Origin of the sequence: Olleya sp. AS48 (assembly GCF_038900355.1) — a bacterium.
GTDB lineage: Bacteria > Bacteroidota > Bacteroidia > Flavobacteriales > Flavobacteriaceae > Olleya.
Genome location: NZ_JBBMRD010000001.1, coordinates 159,932 through 178,923, shown reverse-complemented (window position 1 = coordinate 178,923; position 18,992 = coordinate 159,932). Strand labels below are relative to the sequence as shown.

The following is an 18,992-nucleotide window of genomic DNA, read 5'->3' as shown; positions in this document are numbered from 1 at the left end:
AATTATTGACCTCTTATTATTTTAACTGGATCTATTTTTTTAGCTTTTCGGGATGGTAAGTAACCAGCAAAAAAGGTAGATATCATAGCAAATACAATACCTATAATATAAAACCAACCATTAAAATTTATTGGATAAGTATCTACGGTTGGCAAAGCTTCAGTTTTAAACGGAATTGTACTAATTATGTTAGTAAAAACAAATCCTATTAATAGCCCTAAAACACCACCAACTAAACCAATAATCATAGCTTGACTCATAAAAATGTACTGTACATCTTTTCCAGAAAACCCTATGGCTTTTAAAATAGCTATATCATTCATTTTCTCATAAATAAGCATATTTAAAATGTTATAAATACCAAAGCCTGCAACTATTAATAATGTTATTGATACAGCATAAGTAATTAGGTTTCTAATGGTTGTTCCTGTTTCAAATTGAGCATTTGCTGTGTTAATATCAATAGCAGTTAAATTAAATTGTTGCTCAATTTTTTTGGATAATGATAAAGCTTTATCAATATCAAAAAGCTTGACATTAATATCTGTAATATAGTTCTCGGCTTCTCCTAAAATCCGTTGGACTGTTTTAAGGTTTACAAAACTTTGGATAGCATCAATATCTGCAACACCACTTTGATAAATTCCAACAATTTTTAAAGGAAAAATGTCACCTTTTATAGTACTAACTTGCACTCGGTCTCCTAATTGTAAGGACATTTTTTTTGCTATTCCAGAACCCAATAAAATTCCGTTTTCTGTATTTTTTAGTTTTTCTGGAGCGCCTTCAATAATATAATCTCTAAAGTTAAATAGTCGTGCCTCCTCTACAGGTTGGATACCTGTAATATTACCAGCAATTTCAATGGATCCTGAAATATAAAATATTTGCGTTTTTATTTGCGGAATGGCACCTTTTACGTCTTCGTTTTCATTTAAAAATTTAATAATAGGTAAGGCATTGTGTATTTTTTTCTGACTTAATTTTGGTTTAATAGAATGTACTACGTTAATACTATTTTTAAAAGCATCGTAAAGCTCTACAGGTTGTTTTTTAGAGGGTTCAATCTCATTATAAACATGAATATGTGGTGTTTGATTTAAAATTAAATCGTCTAACATAGCATTTAAACCTGTCATAAAACTAACTAAAGTTATATACGCTCCAATACCAAAAGTAACACCTAAGGCTGCAATTGCAGTTTGCTTAAATTTTGTTAGCAAATGCGTTTTTGCAATATTTAATATGATGGTCCAGTTTACCATTATTCTGGTTTATAGATGTAGGTTTCTTTAGTAATTCCGTCAATAACCTCTACAAATTCCATGTTTTGTAAACCTATTTTGATGGTAATTAAACCTTCTGCTGTTTTTACTTGGTTACTATTAATCAGGTAATTTCTTGGAATGGTTAACACGTTTTCTTTTTTAGATATGACAATATTAGCTTCTCCTGATAATCCTGGATATAACACTTCGGGAGGATTTACAAAAATGGCTTCGACTTTAAATGTTTGATTACGTTCGTCTTTTTTAGGATATATTTTAGACACCTTCCCTTCTAATACTTTTCCTGTGTACGCATCTAGAGTAATTAATACCTCTTGATTTTTTACAATTTTTACAATATCCACTTCATCCACCAACATTTCAATAATAAAAGTTTTAGCACTTCCAATAGAGGCTACAGGTTCCATGGTATTAACCAACTCGCCAGAGGATTTATAAAGCGCGTAAACTTTACCATTTACAGCACTTTTTACTGTAAAATCCTTAGTACTAATTAAAGACGTTTGGTAATTATTTTGCGCTTGTTTTACACTTGTATTTAATTGATTTTTAGTTTGGTAATATTTATTTTTAAGTAATGTCAAAGTATTCTGTGACAGTTGATAGTTAAGTAGTTTTGCATCAAAATCGGCTTTAGAGCCTATACTTTGTGTCCAAAGGTTTTGCTGTCTAAAAAAGTTAATCGAATCGTTTTTATACTTTAAATTTGCTGCTTCAATTTCATCTTTAATCCCTGATAAAATAGCTGCACTTCCATTATAATTTTCCTTTGCTAAATCTAAAGACAGTTTAGCATTTTGTGTATTTAAAACTGGTGCATTATTTATTATTTGAGCAATCGCTTGGCTTTTTTTAACAACATCACCTTCTTCAACAAAATTTTTATCTAAAATACCAGCAACAATAGCGTACGCTTGATATAAACTATCCGGTTGTATTGTTACAGACGTGTATACAGATTGTGTTAAATCTTGAGCTATCGGAAACATCTTTTCTGTTTTACTATTGCAAGATAAAAGCAATAAAACAAGACCTATTAATACAACATTTTTCATATTTTTTTTAATTCAATATCTAATTTAGCTAACAGCATTAATTCTGATTTATTACGATTAGAAAAACTACTTGCTACTGCATTTGCTGTTTTTACTATTAATGCTTTTCGTGATTCAGTAAATAGCGTTTTATTAGTGTTCATAAAATTCAAAAAACTTTTAAAACAGGTGTCTGCATCGTAATCTTGATCCCTCTGTAACCAACTAAAACTATCAATAATTGTAAATGTATCTTCAGTTAATTTCCATTCCTTTTCTACTGTAAATTTTAAGGCGTTAATTTCATCAACTTCAATTGTACCATCTATACAAGCAATAGCATAAAACAACTTACCAAGGTTTTGATAAAATAGTTTAAGGGTATGATCTTCATTTTTCATATTCAATAATATTACACCGGAAAATTAAGCCGAATCTTTAACTTATTTCATGATATAAATCATCAAAAAGTAGAGCACTCCCACTTTTTTTTGTAATTTTATTTTCGTTAATAAATACGCTTAAAACACTGTATGCTTAAAACTAATCAAGATGTTTTTGAAATACTATCTGAAGCCATATCTGAAGGTATTTTGATAGTGGACGAAAACCAAATTATTATAGCTGTAAACTCGTCCACTGAAGAGATGTTTGGCTATGAAAAAGATGAGTTAAACAACAAACCACTAGAAACTTTAATACCTAAGACCTACCATAAAGGTCATGGACAGCATTTTAACAACTATTATAAACACAGCGAAAAACGTACCATGGGTAAAGGACGCGCACTTTTTGCTGCAAGAAAAGATGGCAGTACTTTTCCTGTTGAAGTTGGTTTAAATCCATTTACTGTCTCTGAAAAAAAATATGTAATGGCATTAGCTATTGATATTACAGAACGTAAAAATTATACCGATAAACTTGAAAAAACAGTTATCGAACGTACAAAACAACTTACCGAAGCTTTAGCTACAGAAAAAGAATTAAATGATTTAAAAACAAAGTTTCTATCTCTTGTTTCACACGAGTTTAAAACACCTTTAACCGGAATATTAACCTCGTCTATGCTACTAAGCAAATACAAATTAGCAGAACAACAAGATAAACGAGACAAGCATATAAATACCATTAATAGTAAAGTACACTACCTTAATAATATCTTAAATGACTTTTTATCTGTAGAAAAACTTGAATCTGGAAAAGTAAATTATAGGTTTACAGAGTTTAGATTAAGCAAGGTTATAAATGAAGTTATTTATAATGCAAATATGCTTTTAAAAGAAGGTCAAAAAATAAATTATCCAGAAGATATTGATGATATGTCACTAATTCAAGATGAGAAAACTTTGGAATTAGCATTGTCTAATCTAGTGCATAATGCCATTAAATATTCACCAGAAAATACTACCATTCAGTTAAAAGTAAAACAAGATCCAATCAATACAACTTTTATAATTATTGATAACGGAATTGGAATTCCAGAAAACGATCAAAAAAACATTTTTAATCGTTATTTTAGGGCTGAAAATGCGCTGTTAAATCAAGGTACAGGAATAGGATTAAATATTGTCAAAACACATTTAGAAAACTTAGGAGGAACCATAAGTTTTGAAAGTGAAGAAAATAAAGGTTCCACATTTACCATTACCATACCAAACCAACCAAACTAATGAAAACCATACTTTTAATTGAAGATGACGCTGTTTTAAGAGAAAACACTAAAGAACTTTTAGAGCTTTCTAACTACCACGTGACTACTGCATCAAACGGAAGATTAGGATTAGAAGCTGCTATGACAACCACACCAGACATTATTATCTGCGATATAATGATGCCAGAACTAGATGGATATGGTGTATTAGATGGCTTGTCTAAGCAAGAAAAAACAATGCACATTCCTTTTATTTTTTTAAGTGCAAAAACCGAAAGACAAGATGTAAGAAAAGGTATGGATTTAGGTGCAGATGATTATATTACAAAACCCTTTGAAGAGGATGAAATAATAAGCGCAATAGAAAGTAGATTAGCTAAAGCTTCTATTTTAAAAGACCGTCGTGAAGCCCAAAACCCTGACTCAAATAAAACAGATACGCTTAGAAATTTAAATGACTTAAAAAACTTTTTTGATGATAATGGAGACCTGTTTGATTATGGTAAAGATGAGCAGATTTACAAAGAAGGTCAAAACTCTAACTACATTTATTTAATACTTAAAGGTATAGTAAAATGCCATAAATTAGACGAAAAAGGAAAAGAGCTGACCACTGCTTTACATAAAGAAGATGACTTGTTTGGCTATACCTCATTTACACAAAACATACCATATCAAGAAACCGCAACAACTATAAGCGAGACATCATTAGTTGGGCTTTCAAAAAACGAATTGACCAATATTTTAAATACCAATCACAAATTAACTTTAGAGTTAATACAATTACTTACAGATGATATTTCTGGTGTAAAAAATCAATTATTAGAAATGGCTTACAGTTCTGTTTACAAAAAAACAGCAACTACAATTTTAAAATTTGCGGACAAATTAAATTGCAAACCTAAAGAGCCCATTAAAATTTCTAGAAACGATTTAGCAAGTGTAGCTGGAATAGCAACAGAGACCTTAATTAGGACTATTTCATCCTTTAAAAAACAAGGATTAATAGAAATTGAAGGTCGAAACATTAAAATTATTGATATCGAAAAACTTAAAGAAGTTAACTAATAGCCTTATCAAATAAAGGGTATATGATTTTTATCATTTTTTAAAACAAGTGTTACGCATAGATTTGTTTTTAATAAGATAAAAATTAAATGAAATCTATATTATTACCTACAGATTTTTCAAAAAACTCTTGGAACGCTATTGAATATGCAATTAAGTTTTGTTCAAACACACCATGTACATTTTATTTAATGCATGTCAATAGATTAGCAGAAGTTTCTGTGGATACAATAGATTACAACATTAATACTGCTGTTATTGAAGAGACTTATACTGCAACTGCTAAAAACCAATTAACCGCATTTTTAAAAAAAATAGCTAGTCAATATCCAAATAACCCAAATCATGCTTTTTATACTATAAACGAAGTCGATTTTTTTATAGACGCTGTTAGAAAACAGGTTTTAGAAAAAAAGATAGACCTTATAGTTATGGGTACAAAAGGAGCTTCCGGATTAGAAAAGCTAATTCTAGGCAGCAACACAGCAGATATTATTACCAAAGTAAAATGCAACACTTTAGTGGTACCTGAAAACGCAACCTTTAAAACCCTTAGTCAAATTGCATTTCCTACAGATTTTCTACAATTTTACGGTATAACAACATTACAACCTATTGTAGATATTTTAGAAAAATTTAATGCAGCATTAAGAGTACTTCATATTACAAAGAAAAACTCTGTATTAAATAATGATCAAAAAAAGAATAAAGAGTTTGTTTCAGATTACTTTGGTGCTAACAAGCATAGTTTTCATTACCTTACTAACACAAAAATTGAAGCTGCAATACAATCCTTTGTACAAGAAAATTCCATTGATATGATTGCTATGGTAGCTAAAAATTTAAACTATTTTCAACAAATACTTTTTCATAGTAAAGTTGAAGACATTAGCTATCAAACAGATGTACCCTTTTTAGTGCTTCACGAATAATTTAAAAGATGAATATAGGCTTAGTTCTTTCTGGTGGTGGTATGCGAGGTGCTGCACATATTGGTGCAATTAAAGCATTAGAAGAGTACGATATTTTCCCTACACATATTGCAGGTACAAGCGCAGGAGCTATTATTGGTTCATTATATGCATATGGCTTTTCATGCCAACAAATGATGGAATTTTTAAAAACTATCCAACTTTTTAACTACAAAAAATTTGCTATTAGCAAACCTGGTTTTATTGATGCCGAAAAATATTATAACTACTTTAAAAAACAGTTTCCAGAGGATAATTTTAAAGCATTAAACAAACAGCTTTTTATAACTGCTACAAACATTTTAAGTGGTGATTTAGAAGTATTTAATGAAGGTGAATTAATTAAACCTGTTTTAGCATCGGCAGCTTTTCCTGGATTATTTTCTCCAATAAAAATGAAACATGGCTTGTACGTCGATGGTGGTGTACTTAACAACTTTCCTGTGGACGTGCTACAAAAAGAATGCGATCAAATTATTGGCGTTTATTTAAATTTATATAAAACAAAAACAGAAGCTCAATTAAAACATTTTCATAATATTATTGAGCGTTCCATTACTTTAGGTGCTGTAAAAACAGATATGGAAAAGTTTTCAAATTGTGATGTTTTAATAGCACCTCAAGCACTAAGTCAATTTGCACTTTTTGACAAAAAAAATATCGATGCTATTTATAAAATTGGTTACGATAGCATGAAAGACGTCTTAAAAAACCAAAAATCAAAGACTTAAAATATATTTCGTAAAGCAATAAAATGCACAACTCTTATTATGACAAGCAATTCCGTATCTTTGTTATATAAAGGCTTGACATGAAACTAAACATAAAAAATACATTTACCTCACAACTTCCCGCAGATCCAATAACAGACAATAGCAGACGTCAAGTTACTAAAGCTTGTTATAGTTTTGTAACACCAAAACAAACTGCAAAACCAGAATTAGTTCATGTCTCTCCAGAGATGTTGGACACCTTAGGTATGTCAGAAAACGATGCTAAAACAAAACAGTTTTTAAACGTGTTTACAGGTAATACTGTGTTGGAAGGGACAACACCATACGCCATGTGTTATGGTGGTCACCAATTTGGACATTGGGCTGGGCAATTAGGTGATGGTCGTGCTATTAATTTATTTGAAGTCGAACACAAAAACAAAAACTGGAAACTACAATTAAAAGGTGCTGGAGAAACACAGTATTCTAGAACAGCAGACGGATTAGCAGTTTTAAGAAGCTCTGTTAGAGAGTATTTATGTAGCGAAGCCATGTATCATTTAGGTGTACCAACCACACGTGCTTTAAGCTTAGCATTATCAGGAGACCAAGTCCTGCGCGACGTTATGTATAACGGTAATCCTGCTTACGAAAAAGGCGCGATTGTGTCTAGAATTTCTCCAAGCTTTTTACGTTTTGGAAGTTTCGAGATTTTAGCCTCAAGACAAGATACAGAAACCTTAAAAACACTTGTAGACTATACTATAAACACCCATTTTGCGCATTTAGGTAAACCAAACAAACAAGCTTACGTTCAGTTTTTTAATGACGTAGCTCTACGAAGTTTAGACATGGTTATCCATTGGCAACGTGTTGGTTTTGTGCATGGCGTTATGAATACCGATAACTTATCAATCCTAGGATTAACCATAGATTATGGACCTTACGGTTGGTTAGAAGGTTTTGAGCCTGGATGGACGCCTAACACTACAGACAATCAAAACAAACGTTATCAATATGGATCGCAACCAGATATTGTGCTTTGGAATTTATACCAATTAGCCAATGCCTTATATCCATTAATAGAAGAAGCCGAAGGTTTAGAAGCGGTGTTAGCAAATTATGCCGAACAGAAAGATATCCAATACCTACAAATGATGCGTAGTAAAATTGGATTGTCATCCGAAGAACAACTAGATGCCAACCTTATTCAAGAATTAGAAGATTGTTTGCAGTTAACAGAAACAGATATGACTATCTTTTTCCGTAATCTATGCGATTTTGATGGTGCAAATCCGACTAATGGATTACAAATTATTCGTGAATCGTTTTACGACATAAAATCAGTAACCGAAGCTATAAAAGACAGATGGAATTTATGGTTTGATAGTTATGCAGACCGTTTGGAACGCCACCCAATTTCAGCGCAAGCGAAAAAAGAAAACATGAACAGCGTAAACCCAAAATACGTGTTACGTAATTATATGGCACAATTAGCAATAGATGACGCCAACAAAGGCGACTACAAACTTATTGACGACTTATTCAATTTATTAAAACAACCTTATGCAGAGCAACCAAAACACGACAAATGGTTTGCAAAACGACCAGAATGGGCAAGACATAAAGTAGGTTGTTCTATGTTGTCTTGTAGCTCTTAATTGTTATAAACACTCTTAATTGTGATAAATATGTACTGTTTAACTCCTCTTTCTTCCTGCTTTTTTTCCAAAGCAATAATTCATTCTCCTCTTAAAATAAGAGGAGAGCTAAAAAACAAGATGAATTAAAATAAAAATAGAATTAAAAACACAACTAAAAACAACATCGCAAACAGCTCCTCTCTTTAGCTAAAGAGAGGTGATTTTTACTTCAGTAAAAATCGGAGAGTTTGACTTAAAACGCGAAGCAGTTTTAAAAAAGAACCTCAAATCAAACTATAACAAACTAACACCTCTTCCTTCACGCTTTTTTCCCAAAGTAGAAATTAATTCGCCTCTTAAAAATAATAAGAGAACTAAAAATTTAAAACAATGAACAATAAAATAGCATTTGGAGGTGGTTGTCATTGGTGCACGGAAGCAGTATTTCAAGCCTTAAAAGGTGTAGATAAAGTAGAACAAGGCTTTATAGCTTCCACTAAAGACCACACAACTTTCTCAGAAGCAGTGATTGTTCATTTTAATCCAGAAATAATTACGCTTGATATCTTAATTCAAATTCATTTATATACGCACAAAAGCACTTCTAATCATTCCATGCGTATAAAATACAGATCAGCAATCTATTATTTTTCCGAAGCACAAAAAAAAGATACTACTTTACTACTAGCAACTTTACAGTCAGAATTTGAAGCAACTATTATTACAAAAACACTTCCTTTTAAGGACTTTAAACCATCAGAAGCACAATTTAAAAACTACTACAAAAACAATCCAAACAAACCCTTTTGTCAAACTTATATTAACCCAAAACTTAAGTTATTACAAGCAAAGTTTAGCAAACATTTAACGGATAACCTACAGCGTAAATCTATTAGCTAGTAGCTATTTAGTATCTTTGTTAAAAAAGAAAAAGGATGTCAGACACTAAAAAACCTGATAATATTGTCTTTAACCAAGAAACACAAAAATACGATGCATCATTAAAACCGTATGCAACAAATGTTGGTGCTCCAGCCATAAAAGTAACTGAAAACGTCACTTGGAAAAACAAAAACGTACACAAAGCCAATCAGCAAATTAAAGCCAAGTATTTAGAGCTAAAAGCCGAATATGAAAAAATGATGGCAGAGCTAGAATATAACAATCTAGTCTATAATGCTAAGTTTAGTTTTCAGCCTATAATTGGCGATACCTATCATTTATACAGAGATAAAAAAGGACAACCTTTTTTATCCATTATTGCTCCAGAACAATGCAATTTTGACTTTATAGGTAGTTTTTACTTAAATTCTGAACATATCTGGAAAAGAATAGACGAAGAAATTACTGGACAAGATCTAATTACTAATGACTAATCTCCATATTATAAGTCTACTCTTCGATTTTGGATTAGTAGTTTTAATTTGGATGGTTCAGCTTATTATTTATCCAAGTTTTAAATATTACAATCAAGAGTCGCTAATAAAATGGCACGCCAAATACACGGTAAGAATAGCTGGTGTTGTTATCCCGTTAATGTTTGGACAGCTTATACTCTACTTATATCTAGTATTTACGCAACCCGATGCCTCTGTTTATATTAGAAGCGTTTTAACTATCAGTGCGTGGATAGCAACATTTGCAATATTTGTTCCGTTGCACAACACTATTAACAACGGAAAAAGTACAGAAAAAACACTACAAGATTTAGTATCAAAAAACTGGATAAGAACAGCAATTTGGACGTTATTATTTATAATTAACCTAATTACAATAGTAAAATAAAAAGCATAAAAAAATCCCAAGCATAACACTTGGGATTTTTTGTATAGTTTTTATAGTAATAAATAGCAGCAAAAGGACTCACTATTTAATAAGTCCTAAAACTAGTTTCCTTTTTTGTAATCTTCTAAAAACTTAGCTAAACCGCTATCTGTTAAAGGATGTCTTAATAACCCTTCAATAGAGCTTAAAGGACCAGTCATAACATCAGCACCTAATTTAGCACAATCAATTACGTGCATTGTGTGACGTACAGATGCAGCTAAAATTTCAGTTTCAAAAGCGTAGTTATCATAGATATGTCTAATCTCTGCAATCAGGTTTAAACCATCCGTAGAGATATCATCCAAACGTCCAATAAAAGGAGATACATAAGTTGCACCAGCCTTAGCTGCTAATAATGCTTGACCAGGAGAAAACACTAACGTTACATTAGTTTTAATACCTTTATCGCTAAAGTATTTACAAGCCTTAATACCATCTTTAATCATTGGTAATTTAACCACGATTTGATCATGTAATTCAGCAAGCGCCTCACCTTCTTTAACCATACCTTCAAAGTCAGTAGCAATTACTTCCGCACTAACATCACCATCCACAATGTTGCAAATGTCAACATAATGCTTCATGATATTATCATGTCCTGTAATCCCTTCCTTAGCCATTAAAGACGGGTTAGTAGTAACACCATCTAAAATACCCATATCCTGAGCGTCTCTAATTTGGTCTAAATTGGCAGTATCAATAAAAAATTTCATTCTAAAATATATTTAAGTTGTGTATATAATCATGTTGGGCGTTACCACAAGGGTCAGGCTGTTCGTTATATCTTTTTTTGCCATTTGTGGCAGCAAAAAAAGGATGCCACTTCCATCCTTAACGCAATGCAAAGTTACAATTTAACTTTTGCAAGTAAAATAATGATATCAAATGATATTAACATTTTACTTAAAAAACTCAAAGGTTTTCTCGCAATCTAAGTCTTGTATGTAATAATTCATTTTAAAATTATCATGATCCCATTCTAATCGCCAATCAAAAACGGTAATCTCAAAATAGATAAATACTAAAGAAAAAATACAGAAAATTGTAATTACACTTTTAGAAATAATCTTATAAACCTTATGCTTAGCAATACTTAACAAGTAAATCACACCATAAAATAAAAGACTCCAAAACAGAATGTTACCTATAAAGCCTTTTATAAATAAATCGCCAGACATAGAAAAAACCCAAGAACGGTCGGTACTTTGTATAAAAGGAAACCCTAAAAAACTAGGCCAATTCTCGTCTGTTTTACAAACATATTTATAACTAATACTATCCGTCAAAGTAAATCCTACAGCAATGCACAAAGACGCTAGGATTTTTTTCATTATTAAAGCTTATAATGATTAAGTAAAAGCTTCTCATACATCGTATCAGGCAACAAAAATTTTAAAATAATAGAAAACTTTTGCATTGGCGCACCAACCTTGTAATGTATTTTAGGCTTTTTAGTATTAATTACTTGATGTACTTTTTTAGCAACAGCAATTGGAGAACTGCTATTATCTACATGATCATCAATATCTTTAAGTACGTTTGGATACTTGGTGTAAGGCGAGTCTTTTAAAACAGGTGCATGATAACGTCCTGCAGCAATATTAGTTGCAAAATCACCTGGAGCAATATTGGTAAACTTTACGCCAAAATCCTTGGTTTCCATACGTAACGCTTCCGTAACAAGCTCTAAAGCACCTTTACTAGCACTATAAATACCACGATAAGGCAATCCCATATATCCTGCAATGGATGTAATGTTTATAACCAAACCTGACTGTTGTGCTCTCATTTGAGGTAACACTGCCTTGATAACATTTATAGGTCCAAAAAAGTTAGTATTAAAATTATGTTGGATTTGCTCTTGCGGAATTTCTTCAATTGCACCATTTATTCCAACACCTGCATTGTTAACCAACACATCCAACTTCCCTTCTGCTGCAATCACTACTTTTACAGCTGCTGCAATAGTCACCGTATCATTAACATCTAAAGCGACCAACTTAAATTTACTGTTGGTATAATTAGACGGATTACGACTGGTACCATAAACAACACACCCTTTTTCGGTTAAAAACTCACCTATAGATTTTCCTATTCCAGAAGAACCTCCTGTAATTAATACGACTTTAGACATGTAAATAATTTTAAAAGTTAAAAGTAAAAAAGTTGAATTACAAAACGACTGTAACCAAAAAAGATTTGCTAGAATTAACTAACAAATCTTTATTTTATGTTTTTAAATCTCTTTTTAAAAAAGGATTCAGAGTAATCAAAAAAAAGGCAAGCTACCTACATCACACCGCTACGACCATCTACCTTTGCTTCGTTCCCGACCTGGAGGATTCAACAGGAGCTGGTTGTGTAGGACTTGCCAGGTGCAAAGATACACACATTTTATTTTCTTGCAATCATTTTTTATAATGAATTTTAATAAATAACTTGCTCTCAAATAAGTTTACAAAATGAAAGCATTTAAATACCTTACAATCATATTTTTAGCAATCACAATATTTTCTTGTGGTAACGACGTCGAAGCACAAAAAAAGAGTTTTTCGGTATCAACCAACGCTAAAAACGGTACAATTAGCATTGATAAAACGCTAGAAGTGTCTCTAAAAAATCCTAAAAACATACCAATAACCTCTGCGCTTTATCAATTAGATGGCAAACCAATTGAGGCTAAACAAACACTTTCCGATTTTAAATTAGGAGAGCATACTTTAAAAGCAACCATTAATTTTGATGGCGAAACCGCAGAAATCAATCAAACCATTGCATTATTAAGTGATGTAGCTCCAAAGTTTTTATCTATAGAAGTAATTAATACGTTTCCGCATGACAACACTTCTTTTACACAAGGTTTAGAGTTTAACAATGGTGTGTTATTTGAAAGTACTGGACAACGTGGCGAATCTAAAATTAGAAAAATAGATTATAAAACAAGTAATGTTATTACTGAAACTGCTATTCCTGATGCCTTTTTTGGAGAAGGTATTACAGTTTTAAACAATACCGTTTACCATTTAACTTGGCAAGGTCAAAAAGGATTTACTTATGATGCCACTACCCTAGAAAAGAAAAGCAGCTTTAATTATGGTCAAAGTAAAGAAGGTTGGGGATTTGCAAACGACGGAACTAAACTATATAAAAGTGATGGTACTAGTTTAATTTGGAGCCTAAATCCAGATACGCTAATTGAAGAAGATCACATACAAGTTTGCACTACAAAAGGAAAAATTGGAAGATTAAACGAAATAGAATTTGCTAACAACAAGTTATATGCTAACATCTGGGAGAAAAACGGAATAGCAATTATCAATCCTAAAAATGGTGCTGTAGAAGCAGTTATTGACTGTACAATCTTAACAAAACAAATTCCTAATTTTTCGATTAACGAAAACTGTTTAAATGGTATTGCTTACAATCCAGAAACGCAAACTTTTTTCTTAACCGGAAAACGTTGGGATAAATTATTTGAGGTTAAAATTTTAGAAAACTAATCCAAAACAAAAAGTTAAAAGATTATAAATTAGCTGTTAAAGTCTCTTAATTAAATTTATCATGTCATTGATAAATCTAAATTTGAGACTAATCAACCAACCAAATTTTGAAATATCTTACGCTTTTATTTGTCTTTTTGACAAGCTGCTTTGTGTCCGCACAAACGGTAAATGGTATTGTTTACGACTCCATTTCTACCATAGAAAACATTAAAATAACCAACCTCTCTTCAAAACAAATGACAGCTTCCGATGTTAACGGAAGGTTTTCAATAGCAGGAAAAATTGGAGATACGCTTCATGTCAGTTCGTTATTTTATAATGAGCAAAAGTTAGTTTTAAAAGACTATCATTTCCACGAAAGTGTAGTTATCGAACTTAAACAAATTTTAAATAATTTAGACGAAGTACAACTTATCGAACCTTATAAGGAGACTTTAGCAGATATTAATGTTGTCGAATCAGAACTAAAAAATCAGATTTTGACAGACATCAAAAACAATCCTCATTTGTACTCTAAACAACCCACAACTGGTGGAATTGATATTATACAAGTTATTGGACTGATTGCTAAATTGTTTAAAAATAAGGACAAATATGTCGAACCGCCTTTTATTGAAATGACTTACGAAGATTTAGAATCTCTTTTTGAAAAATCTAGTTTATTTAATAGACGATTTTTAACTCAAGATTTAGCTATTGAAGAAGAATATATTCCCATGTTTTTTGAGTTTATTATCAAAAACGAACTAGATAGCGAGCTTTTAAAAAAAGAAAAAGAAGTAGATTTAATAGAGCTTTTTGTGCAAAAAGGAAAAGCATTTAATAATATTATTGCTGACTATAAAAACAAACAATAAATAGTATTTTAGTACTTTATTAGAGACATGAAAACATACAGTAAAAATTTAATAGTTACTCTTGATGATTTAGATGCGCTAAATCACGTTAATAATGTGCGCTATATTGAATGGGTAAATCACATTGCAAAAACACATTGGCAAACTGAAGCATCAACTAAAATGCAAAGTGATTTTTATTGGGTATTACTGTCACATCATATTGAGTATAAACATCAAATTGTGTTAGGTGATACAGTAAGACTTAAAACCTACATTAAATCTTGCCAAGGTGTTAAATCTGTTCGTGTTGTGGAGGTTTTGGTTGATGACAAAATTTGTGCGTATTCCGAAACTAAATGGTGTTTAATACATGCGGAAACTAATAAACCTGCAAGAATCACAAATGACATTATTTCTATTTTTCAATAATTTTAAAGTCATATACTATTTACCCCTCAAAAAAGTTATATTTTAGTCAACCAAAGTTACAATTACATTTTATGAAGCGTACGCTATATTTTATTTGCTGTCTTGGATTTATATTATTTTGCAGTTCTTGTCGTAAGGATTTTGAATTTCAGGCTAGTACTGGAAATTTAGGTTTTTCTAAAGACACGGTTTATTTAGATACTATTTTTGCAAATATTGGGTCAAGTACGTACAACTTAAAGGTATACAACACTAGTGATGATGATATATCTATACCTAATGTATCTTTACAAAACGGAGAAAACTCTGGATATCGTTTAAATGTAGACGGTCAAGCTGGAAAAAGTTTTCAAGACGTGCAAATCCTAGCAAAAGACAGTCTTTTTATATTTATCGAAACAACATTTAATACAAACAACTCACCTATTATTGATAATCAGTTTGTATATACAGATAAAATATTGTTTGATTCTGGAGATAATCTTCAAGACGTAGATTTAGTAACTTTAGTCAAAGACGCTATTTTTATCTATCCTGACAAGGACAATACAACTGGCATAATTGAAACCTTGACTTTAACTATTGATGGTGAATCTGTTGCAACAGACATACAAGGTCGCGAGTTACTTCCTGAAGAATTAACTTTTACTAATCAAAAACCATACGTTATTTATGGCTATGCAGCTGTACCAAATGGAGAAACACTAACCATAGATGCTGGTGCACGCGTTCATTTTCATGCTAACTCAGGTTTATTAGTCTCTGAAGGTGCTACTTTAAATGTCAATGGTGCTTTAAGTAGTGACCCAGAAGTATTAGAAAATGAAGTCATTTTTGAAGGTAACCGTTTAGAACCAATATACAGTGATGTACCTGGACAATGGGGAACTATTTGGTTATTTGAAGGCAGTCAAAATAATACTATTAATCATGCTACAATTAAAAATGCAACCGTAGGTGTGTTATCCGATGGTAATGCAGATGCTATAACGGATAAATTAACCATTACAAACTCTCAGATATATAACATAAGTACGTTTGGTATATTAGGACGTAACACGTCGATTAAAGCAGATAATATTGTTTTAAACAATGCTGGACAAGCTAGTTTTGGTGCCACTTTAGGTGGAAAATACAATGTCACCCACTCTACTATTGCTAATTATTGGAACAGTAGTTTTAGACAATTCCCAGCTTTATTAATTAACAATTTTGTTATCGATGAAGAAAATACTGCGTTTATTTCGGATTTAACCGAAGCTAATTTTAGTAATTGTATTATTTACGGAAATGATAATCCTGAATTATTAATAGATCAAATTGAAGATGCATCTGTAGTTTTTAACTTTAAGTTTACTAATTGTTTACTACGTTTTCAAGATTCTAGTAATTTCTTTTCTAGTCCTAATTATGATTTTGATGATGCCACACATTATGAAAACATGATTTTTAACCAAGATCCTGATTTTAGAGATGTTTTTGAAAACGATATGATTATTGGTGAAAACTCAGCTGCTAATGGTCAAGGTAACACAGCATTTGCTACACAAGTCCCAAATGATATTTTAGGCGTTAACAGAACCACTAGTCCTGACTTAGGTGCATTTCAACATATCACTTTTTAGTTTGAGCGAAAGAATAAAATAGGCCTAGCTTTTTCAATTAGTTTTGAACTAAATAACAACCCTCAATTATTTAGTCATGATAAAGTTAAAAAGAAATATGAGCAATTTTGATAGATTAGTCCGTTTTATTGTGGTGATATTGCTTATCTCTATATTATATGTTGGAGAATTTAAAGGTCTCATAGCTTTTATAATTATAGTAGTTTCCGCCATGTTTTTATTTGCTAGTGTTACAGCTTTTTGTCCATTTTACAAATCGACTAATATTTCTACGTATGACTCTGACGACTATCTATAACGTCCTCAATAACATCTGATTTTATAGTTACATTATATAAAAATGGTCTGATTATTGAGAATAAACAAAAAGTTTAATCTCTTAAATATAATCTTATGAAATCAAGTAAAATTACTCAACGTATTGCAGCTTTAATTTTATTATTATTTATGATTACTGCAAATGGACAAACAAGGCATAAAAGCAACTCTAGCTTATTAGCTTTGGAAACCTTAAATCTAATTACTTTTTTTAACACATTAAACACGTATCCAAATGACTTTTATAAAGGTGAAATGACTTTGAATGATGGATCAATCCTTATTGGACATTTTAGTCTAAACAATTCAAGTACTGATAATTATGTTGTGCTGCATGACGATGGAGAGACTTACCATTATTATTGTAAGGATGAAATTAAAGATGTTATGTTATACAATCCAAATTCTGTCAACAATACAATATTTGAATTTATAAAAGATGATGGTAAATTATACCGAAAAGTATATGATAATAATAAGGACGTTATTGTTTATGACACTGCTAATTATCCTTTTGATAATACTTTAGTAGACCAAGTTATTATTGATGTAGATAATCAATTAATTGAAACATGGAATTTTTGGACTTCTGGACCAAAACATGATTTGATTAAATATCTAAGAGATAGAGATAATATTAGATATAAGCGCAGCCAATTTAAGTCGTTAGACGATATATTTGAAAAATTATAAAACAAAAAAGCCTGCTAAAGTATAGCAGGCTTTTTTTCCGCGAAAGCGAAAAATAATTTTATAATAGACTAAGCTACAAACAATGGTAACTCGCTCATCATTGCATTAACTTTAATTGCTATTTCGTCTAATAACTCTTCGTTTTCATGATTCATGATTACTTGATCAATAAGCTCTACAATAGCTTCCATTTCGTTTTCTTTTAAACCTCTAGTTGTAATTGCAGCAGTACCAATTCTAATTCCAGAAGTTACAAATGGTGATTTATCATCAAAAGGCACCATGTTTTTATTAACTGTAATGTCTGCTTTTACTAAAGCTTTTTCAGCATCTTTACCTGTTATGTTTTTGTTACGTAGGTCAATTAACATCATGTGGTTGTCTGTACCACCAGATATAATTTTGTAGTCACGCTTAACAAAAGCGTCTGCCATTGCTGATGCATTTTTTTTAACCTGTAGCATATAATGCATAAACGGTTCTGTTAGTGCTTCTCCAAAAGCAATTGCTTTTGCTGCAATTATATGCTCCAATGGACCACCTTGATTACCAGGAAATACACCAGAATCTAAAAGTGATGACATCATTTTTAAATTTCCGTTTTTAAGTTTTAATCCAAATGGGTTTTCAAAATCTTTACCCATTAATATCATACCTCCTCTTGGTCCACGTAACGTTTTATGTGTTGTAGTTGTTACAATATGACAATGTGGTAATGGATCGTTTAAAATACCTTTTGCAATTAATCCAGCAGGATGTGAAATATCTGCTAATAACAAAGCACCAACACTATCAGCTATTGCTCTAAAACGTTTAAAATCTATATCTCTAGAATATGCAGATGCTCCTGCTATAATTAATTGTGGCTTTTCACGCGTTGCTATCTCTTGAATCGTGTCATAGTTTAAAACACCTGTAGCCTCTTCTACTCCGTAAAAAACTGGGTTGTAAAGTTTACCCGAAAAGTTTACAGGAGAGCCATGTGTTAAATGTCCACCATGAGATAAATCAAAACCTAAGATTTTATCACCTGGTTTTAATACTGCATGATAAACTGCTGTATTTGCCTGACTTCCAGAGTGTGGTTGCACGTTTGCATATGCTGCACCAAACAATGTTTTTGCTCTGTCAATTGCGATTTGTTCTACCTCGTCAACCACTTCACAACCACCATAATAGCGCTTTCCAGGATACCCTTCGGCATATTTGTTAGTTAGCACAGATCCAGCTGCTTCCATAACTTGGTCACTGACAAAGTTTTCGGATGCAATCAATTCTATACCATCTAGTTGGCGTTCTTTTTCTGCTTGAATTAGTTCAAAAATTTGTTCGTCGCGTTGCATAATTGTATGTTTTTAAATTTCCGCTTTAAGCGAAAATAGTTTTATC

The 18,992-nt window shown here is 31.4% G+C and carries 20 protein-coding genes and 1 other RNA gene; 13 read left to right on the top strand and 8 right to left on the bottom strand.

Going from position 1 to position 18,992, the window contains the following annotated elements; all coding sequences use genetic code 11:
- Positions 1 to 2: 2 nt before the first annotated feature.
- Genes WNY60_RS00840 through WNY60_RS00830 form a run of 3 tightly spaced genes read right to left on the bottom strand, consistent with a single transcriptional unit; the run spans position 3 to position 2,724 of the window.
- Positions 3 to 1,265, bottom strand: a complete 1,263-nt coding sequence (locus WNY60_RS00840; RefSeq protein WP_339809399.1) for an FtsX-like permease family protein — start codon at positions 1,263 to 1,265, stop codon at positions 3 to 5.
- Positions 1,265 to 2,344: an HlyD family efflux transporter periplasmic adaptor subunit gene (locus tag WNY60_RS00835; protein ID WP_342861188.1), complete on the bottom strand. Its 1,080-nt coding sequence runs from the start codon at positions 2,342 to 2,344 to the stop codon at positions 1,265 to 1,267. The genes WNY60_RS00840 and WNY60_RS00835 overlap by 1 nt, the downstream gene beginning before the upstream one ends.
- A complete protein-coding gene (locus WNY60_RS00830) occupies positions 2,341 to 2,724 on the bottom strand; it encodes a hypothetical protein (RefSeq protein ID WP_145001927.1) in 384 nt (127 codons plus the stop codon). The genes WNY60_RS00835 and WNY60_RS00830 overlap by 4 nt, the downstream gene beginning before the upstream one ends.
- A 132-nt stretch (positions 2,725 to 2,856) precedes the next feature.
- Here WNY60_RS00830 and WNY60_RS00825 point away from each other — a divergent pair, with 132 nt between their 5' ends.
- From WNY60_RS00825 to WNY60_RS00790, 8 genes are all read left to right on the top strand, one after another.
- Entirely contained in the window at positions 2,857 to 3,993 is a 1,137-nt protein-coding gene (locus WNY60_RS00825; RefSeq protein ID WP_342861186.1) for a PAS domain-containing sensor histidine kinase, read from the top strand.
- Positions 3,993 to 5,042, top strand: coding sequence for a response regulator (locus WNY60_RS00820; protein ID WP_145001929.1), 1,050 nt, complete (start codon positions 3,993 to 3,995; stop codon positions 5,040 to 5,042). Before WNY60_RS00825 ends, WNY60_RS00820 begins: the two co-directional genes overlap by 1 nt.
- An 89-nt stretch (positions 5,043 to 5,131) precedes the next feature.
- Complete coding sequence (locus WNY60_RS00815; RefSeq protein ID WP_342861184.1) at positions 5,132 to 5,974, top strand: universal stress protein; 843 nt, start codon at positions 5,132 to 5,134, stop codon at positions 5,972 to 5,974.
- An 8-nt stretch (positions 5,975 to 5,982) separates the two neighbouring features.
- Positions 5,983 to 6,744, top strand: a complete 762-nt coding sequence (locus WNY60_RS00810) for a patatin-like phospholipase family protein (RefSeq protein ID WP_342861183.1) — start codon at positions 5,983 to 5,985, stop codon at positions 6,742 to 6,744.
- An 80-nt stretch (positions 6,745 to 6,824) separates the two neighbouring features.
- The gene (locus WNY60_RS00805) at positions 6,825 to 8,387 is read left to right on the top strand and encodes a YdiU family protein (protein ID WP_342861182.1); all 1,563 of its coding nucleotides are present in this window, start codon (positions 6,825 to 6,827) and stop codon (positions 8,385 to 8,387) included.
- A 372-nt stretch (positions 8,388 to 8,759) separates the two neighbouring features.
- The gene (locus WNY60_RS00800; protein ID WP_342861181.1) at positions 8,760 to 9,269 is read left to right on the top strand and encodes a peptide-methionine (S)-S-oxide reductase; all 510 of its coding nucleotides are present in this window, start codon (positions 8,760 to 8,762) and stop codon (positions 9,267 to 9,269) included.
- A 35-nt stretch (positions 9,270 to 9,304) separates the two neighbouring features.
- Entirely contained in the window at positions 9,305 to 9,745 is a 441-nt protein-coding gene (locus tag WNY60_RS00795) for a DUF2452 domain-containing protein (RefSeq protein ID WP_342861180.1), read from the top strand.
- On the top strand, positions 9,738 to 10,154 hold the full coding sequence (locus WNY60_RS00790) for a hypothetical protein (RefSeq protein WP_342861179.1): 417 nt from the start codon (positions 9,738 to 9,740) through the stop codon (positions 10,152 to 10,154). The genes WNY60_RS00795 and WNY60_RS00790 overlap by 8 nt, the downstream gene beginning before the upstream one ends.
- Positions 10,155 to 10,255: 101 nt before the next feature.
- Here the strand turns inward: WNY60_RS00790 and fsa are convergent, their stop codons facing one another.
- The 4 genes from fsa to ffs all read right to left on the bottom strand — a co-directional run bounded on the left by fsa (position 10,256) and on the right by ffs (position 12,570).
- Positions 10,256 to 10,909, bottom strand: a complete 654-nt coding sequence (fsa, locus tag WNY60_RS00785) for a fructose-6-phosphate aldolase (RefSeq protein ID WP_090840428.1) — start codon at positions 10,907 to 10,909, stop codon at positions 10,256 to 10,258.
- 186 nt (positions 10,910 to 11,095) lie between these two features.
- Positions 11,096 to 11,527 carry a hypothetical protein gene (locus WNY60_RS00780; protein WP_342861178.1) on the bottom strand — a complete coding sequence of 144 codons (432 nt, stop codon included), beginning with the start codon at positions 11,525 to 11,527 and terminating at the stop codon, positions 11,096 to 11,098.
- Positions 11,528 to 11,529: 2 nt separating this feature from the next.
- Positions 11,530 to 12,330: an SDR family oxidoreductase gene (locus WNY60_RS00775; RefSeq protein ID WP_342861177.1), complete on the bottom strand. Its 801-nt coding sequence runs from the start codon at positions 12,328 to 12,330 to the stop codon at positions 11,530 to 11,532.
- A 141-nt stretch (positions 12,331 to 12,471) separates the two neighbouring features.
- Positions 12,472 to 12,570: signal recognition particle sRNA small type (gene ffs / locus WNY60_RS00770), an RNA gene on the bottom strand.
- Between the two features lie 88 nt (positions 12,571 to 12,658).
- Between ffs and WNY60_RS00765 the strand changes: the two genes are divergently transcribed.
- From WNY60_RS00765 to WNY60_RS00745, 5 genes are all read left to right on the top strand, one after another.
- Positions 12,659 to 13,696 carry a glutaminyl-peptide cyclotransferase gene (locus WNY60_RS00765; protein WP_342861176.1) on the top strand — a complete coding sequence of 346 codons (1,038 nt, stop codon included), beginning with the start codon at positions 12,659 to 12,661 and terminating at the stop codon, positions 13,694 to 13,696.
- Positions 13,697 to 13,848: 152 nt separating this feature from the next.
- Entirely contained in the window at positions 13,849 to 14,556 is a 708-nt protein-coding gene (locus tag WNY60_RS00760) for a hypothetical protein (protein ID WP_342861175.1), read from the top strand.
- 27 nt (positions 14,557 to 14,583) lie between these two features.
- Positions 14,584 to 14,967 (top strand): thioesterase family protein, encoded by a 384-nt coding sequence (locus WNY60_RS00755; protein WP_342861174.1) that lies wholly within the window; start codon positions 14,584 to 14,586, stop codon positions 14,965 to 14,967.
- A gap of 71 nt (positions 14,968 to 15,038) precedes the next feature.
- On the top strand, positions 15,039 to 16,592 hold the full coding sequence (locus WNY60_RS00750) for a hypothetical protein (RefSeq protein WP_342861173.1): 1,554 nt from the start codon (positions 15,039 to 15,041) through the stop codon (positions 16,590 to 16,592).
- Positions 16,593 to 16,985: 393 nt separating this feature from the next.
- On the top strand, positions 16,986 to 17,603 hold the full coding sequence (locus tag WNY60_RS00745; protein WP_342861172.1) for a hypothetical protein: 618 nt from the start codon (positions 16,986 to 16,988) through the stop codon (positions 17,601 to 17,603).
- Between the two features lie 68 nt (positions 17,604 to 17,671).
- Here WNY60_RS00745 and glyA read toward each other — a convergent pair whose 3' ends face one another.
- Complete coding sequence (glyA, locus tag WNY60_RS00740) at positions 17,672 to 18,946, bottom strand: serine hydroxymethyltransferase (RefSeq protein WP_342861171.1); 1,275 nt, start codon at positions 18,944 to 18,946, stop codon at positions 17,672 to 17,674.
- Positions 18,947 to 18,992 lie beyond the last annotated feature (46 nt).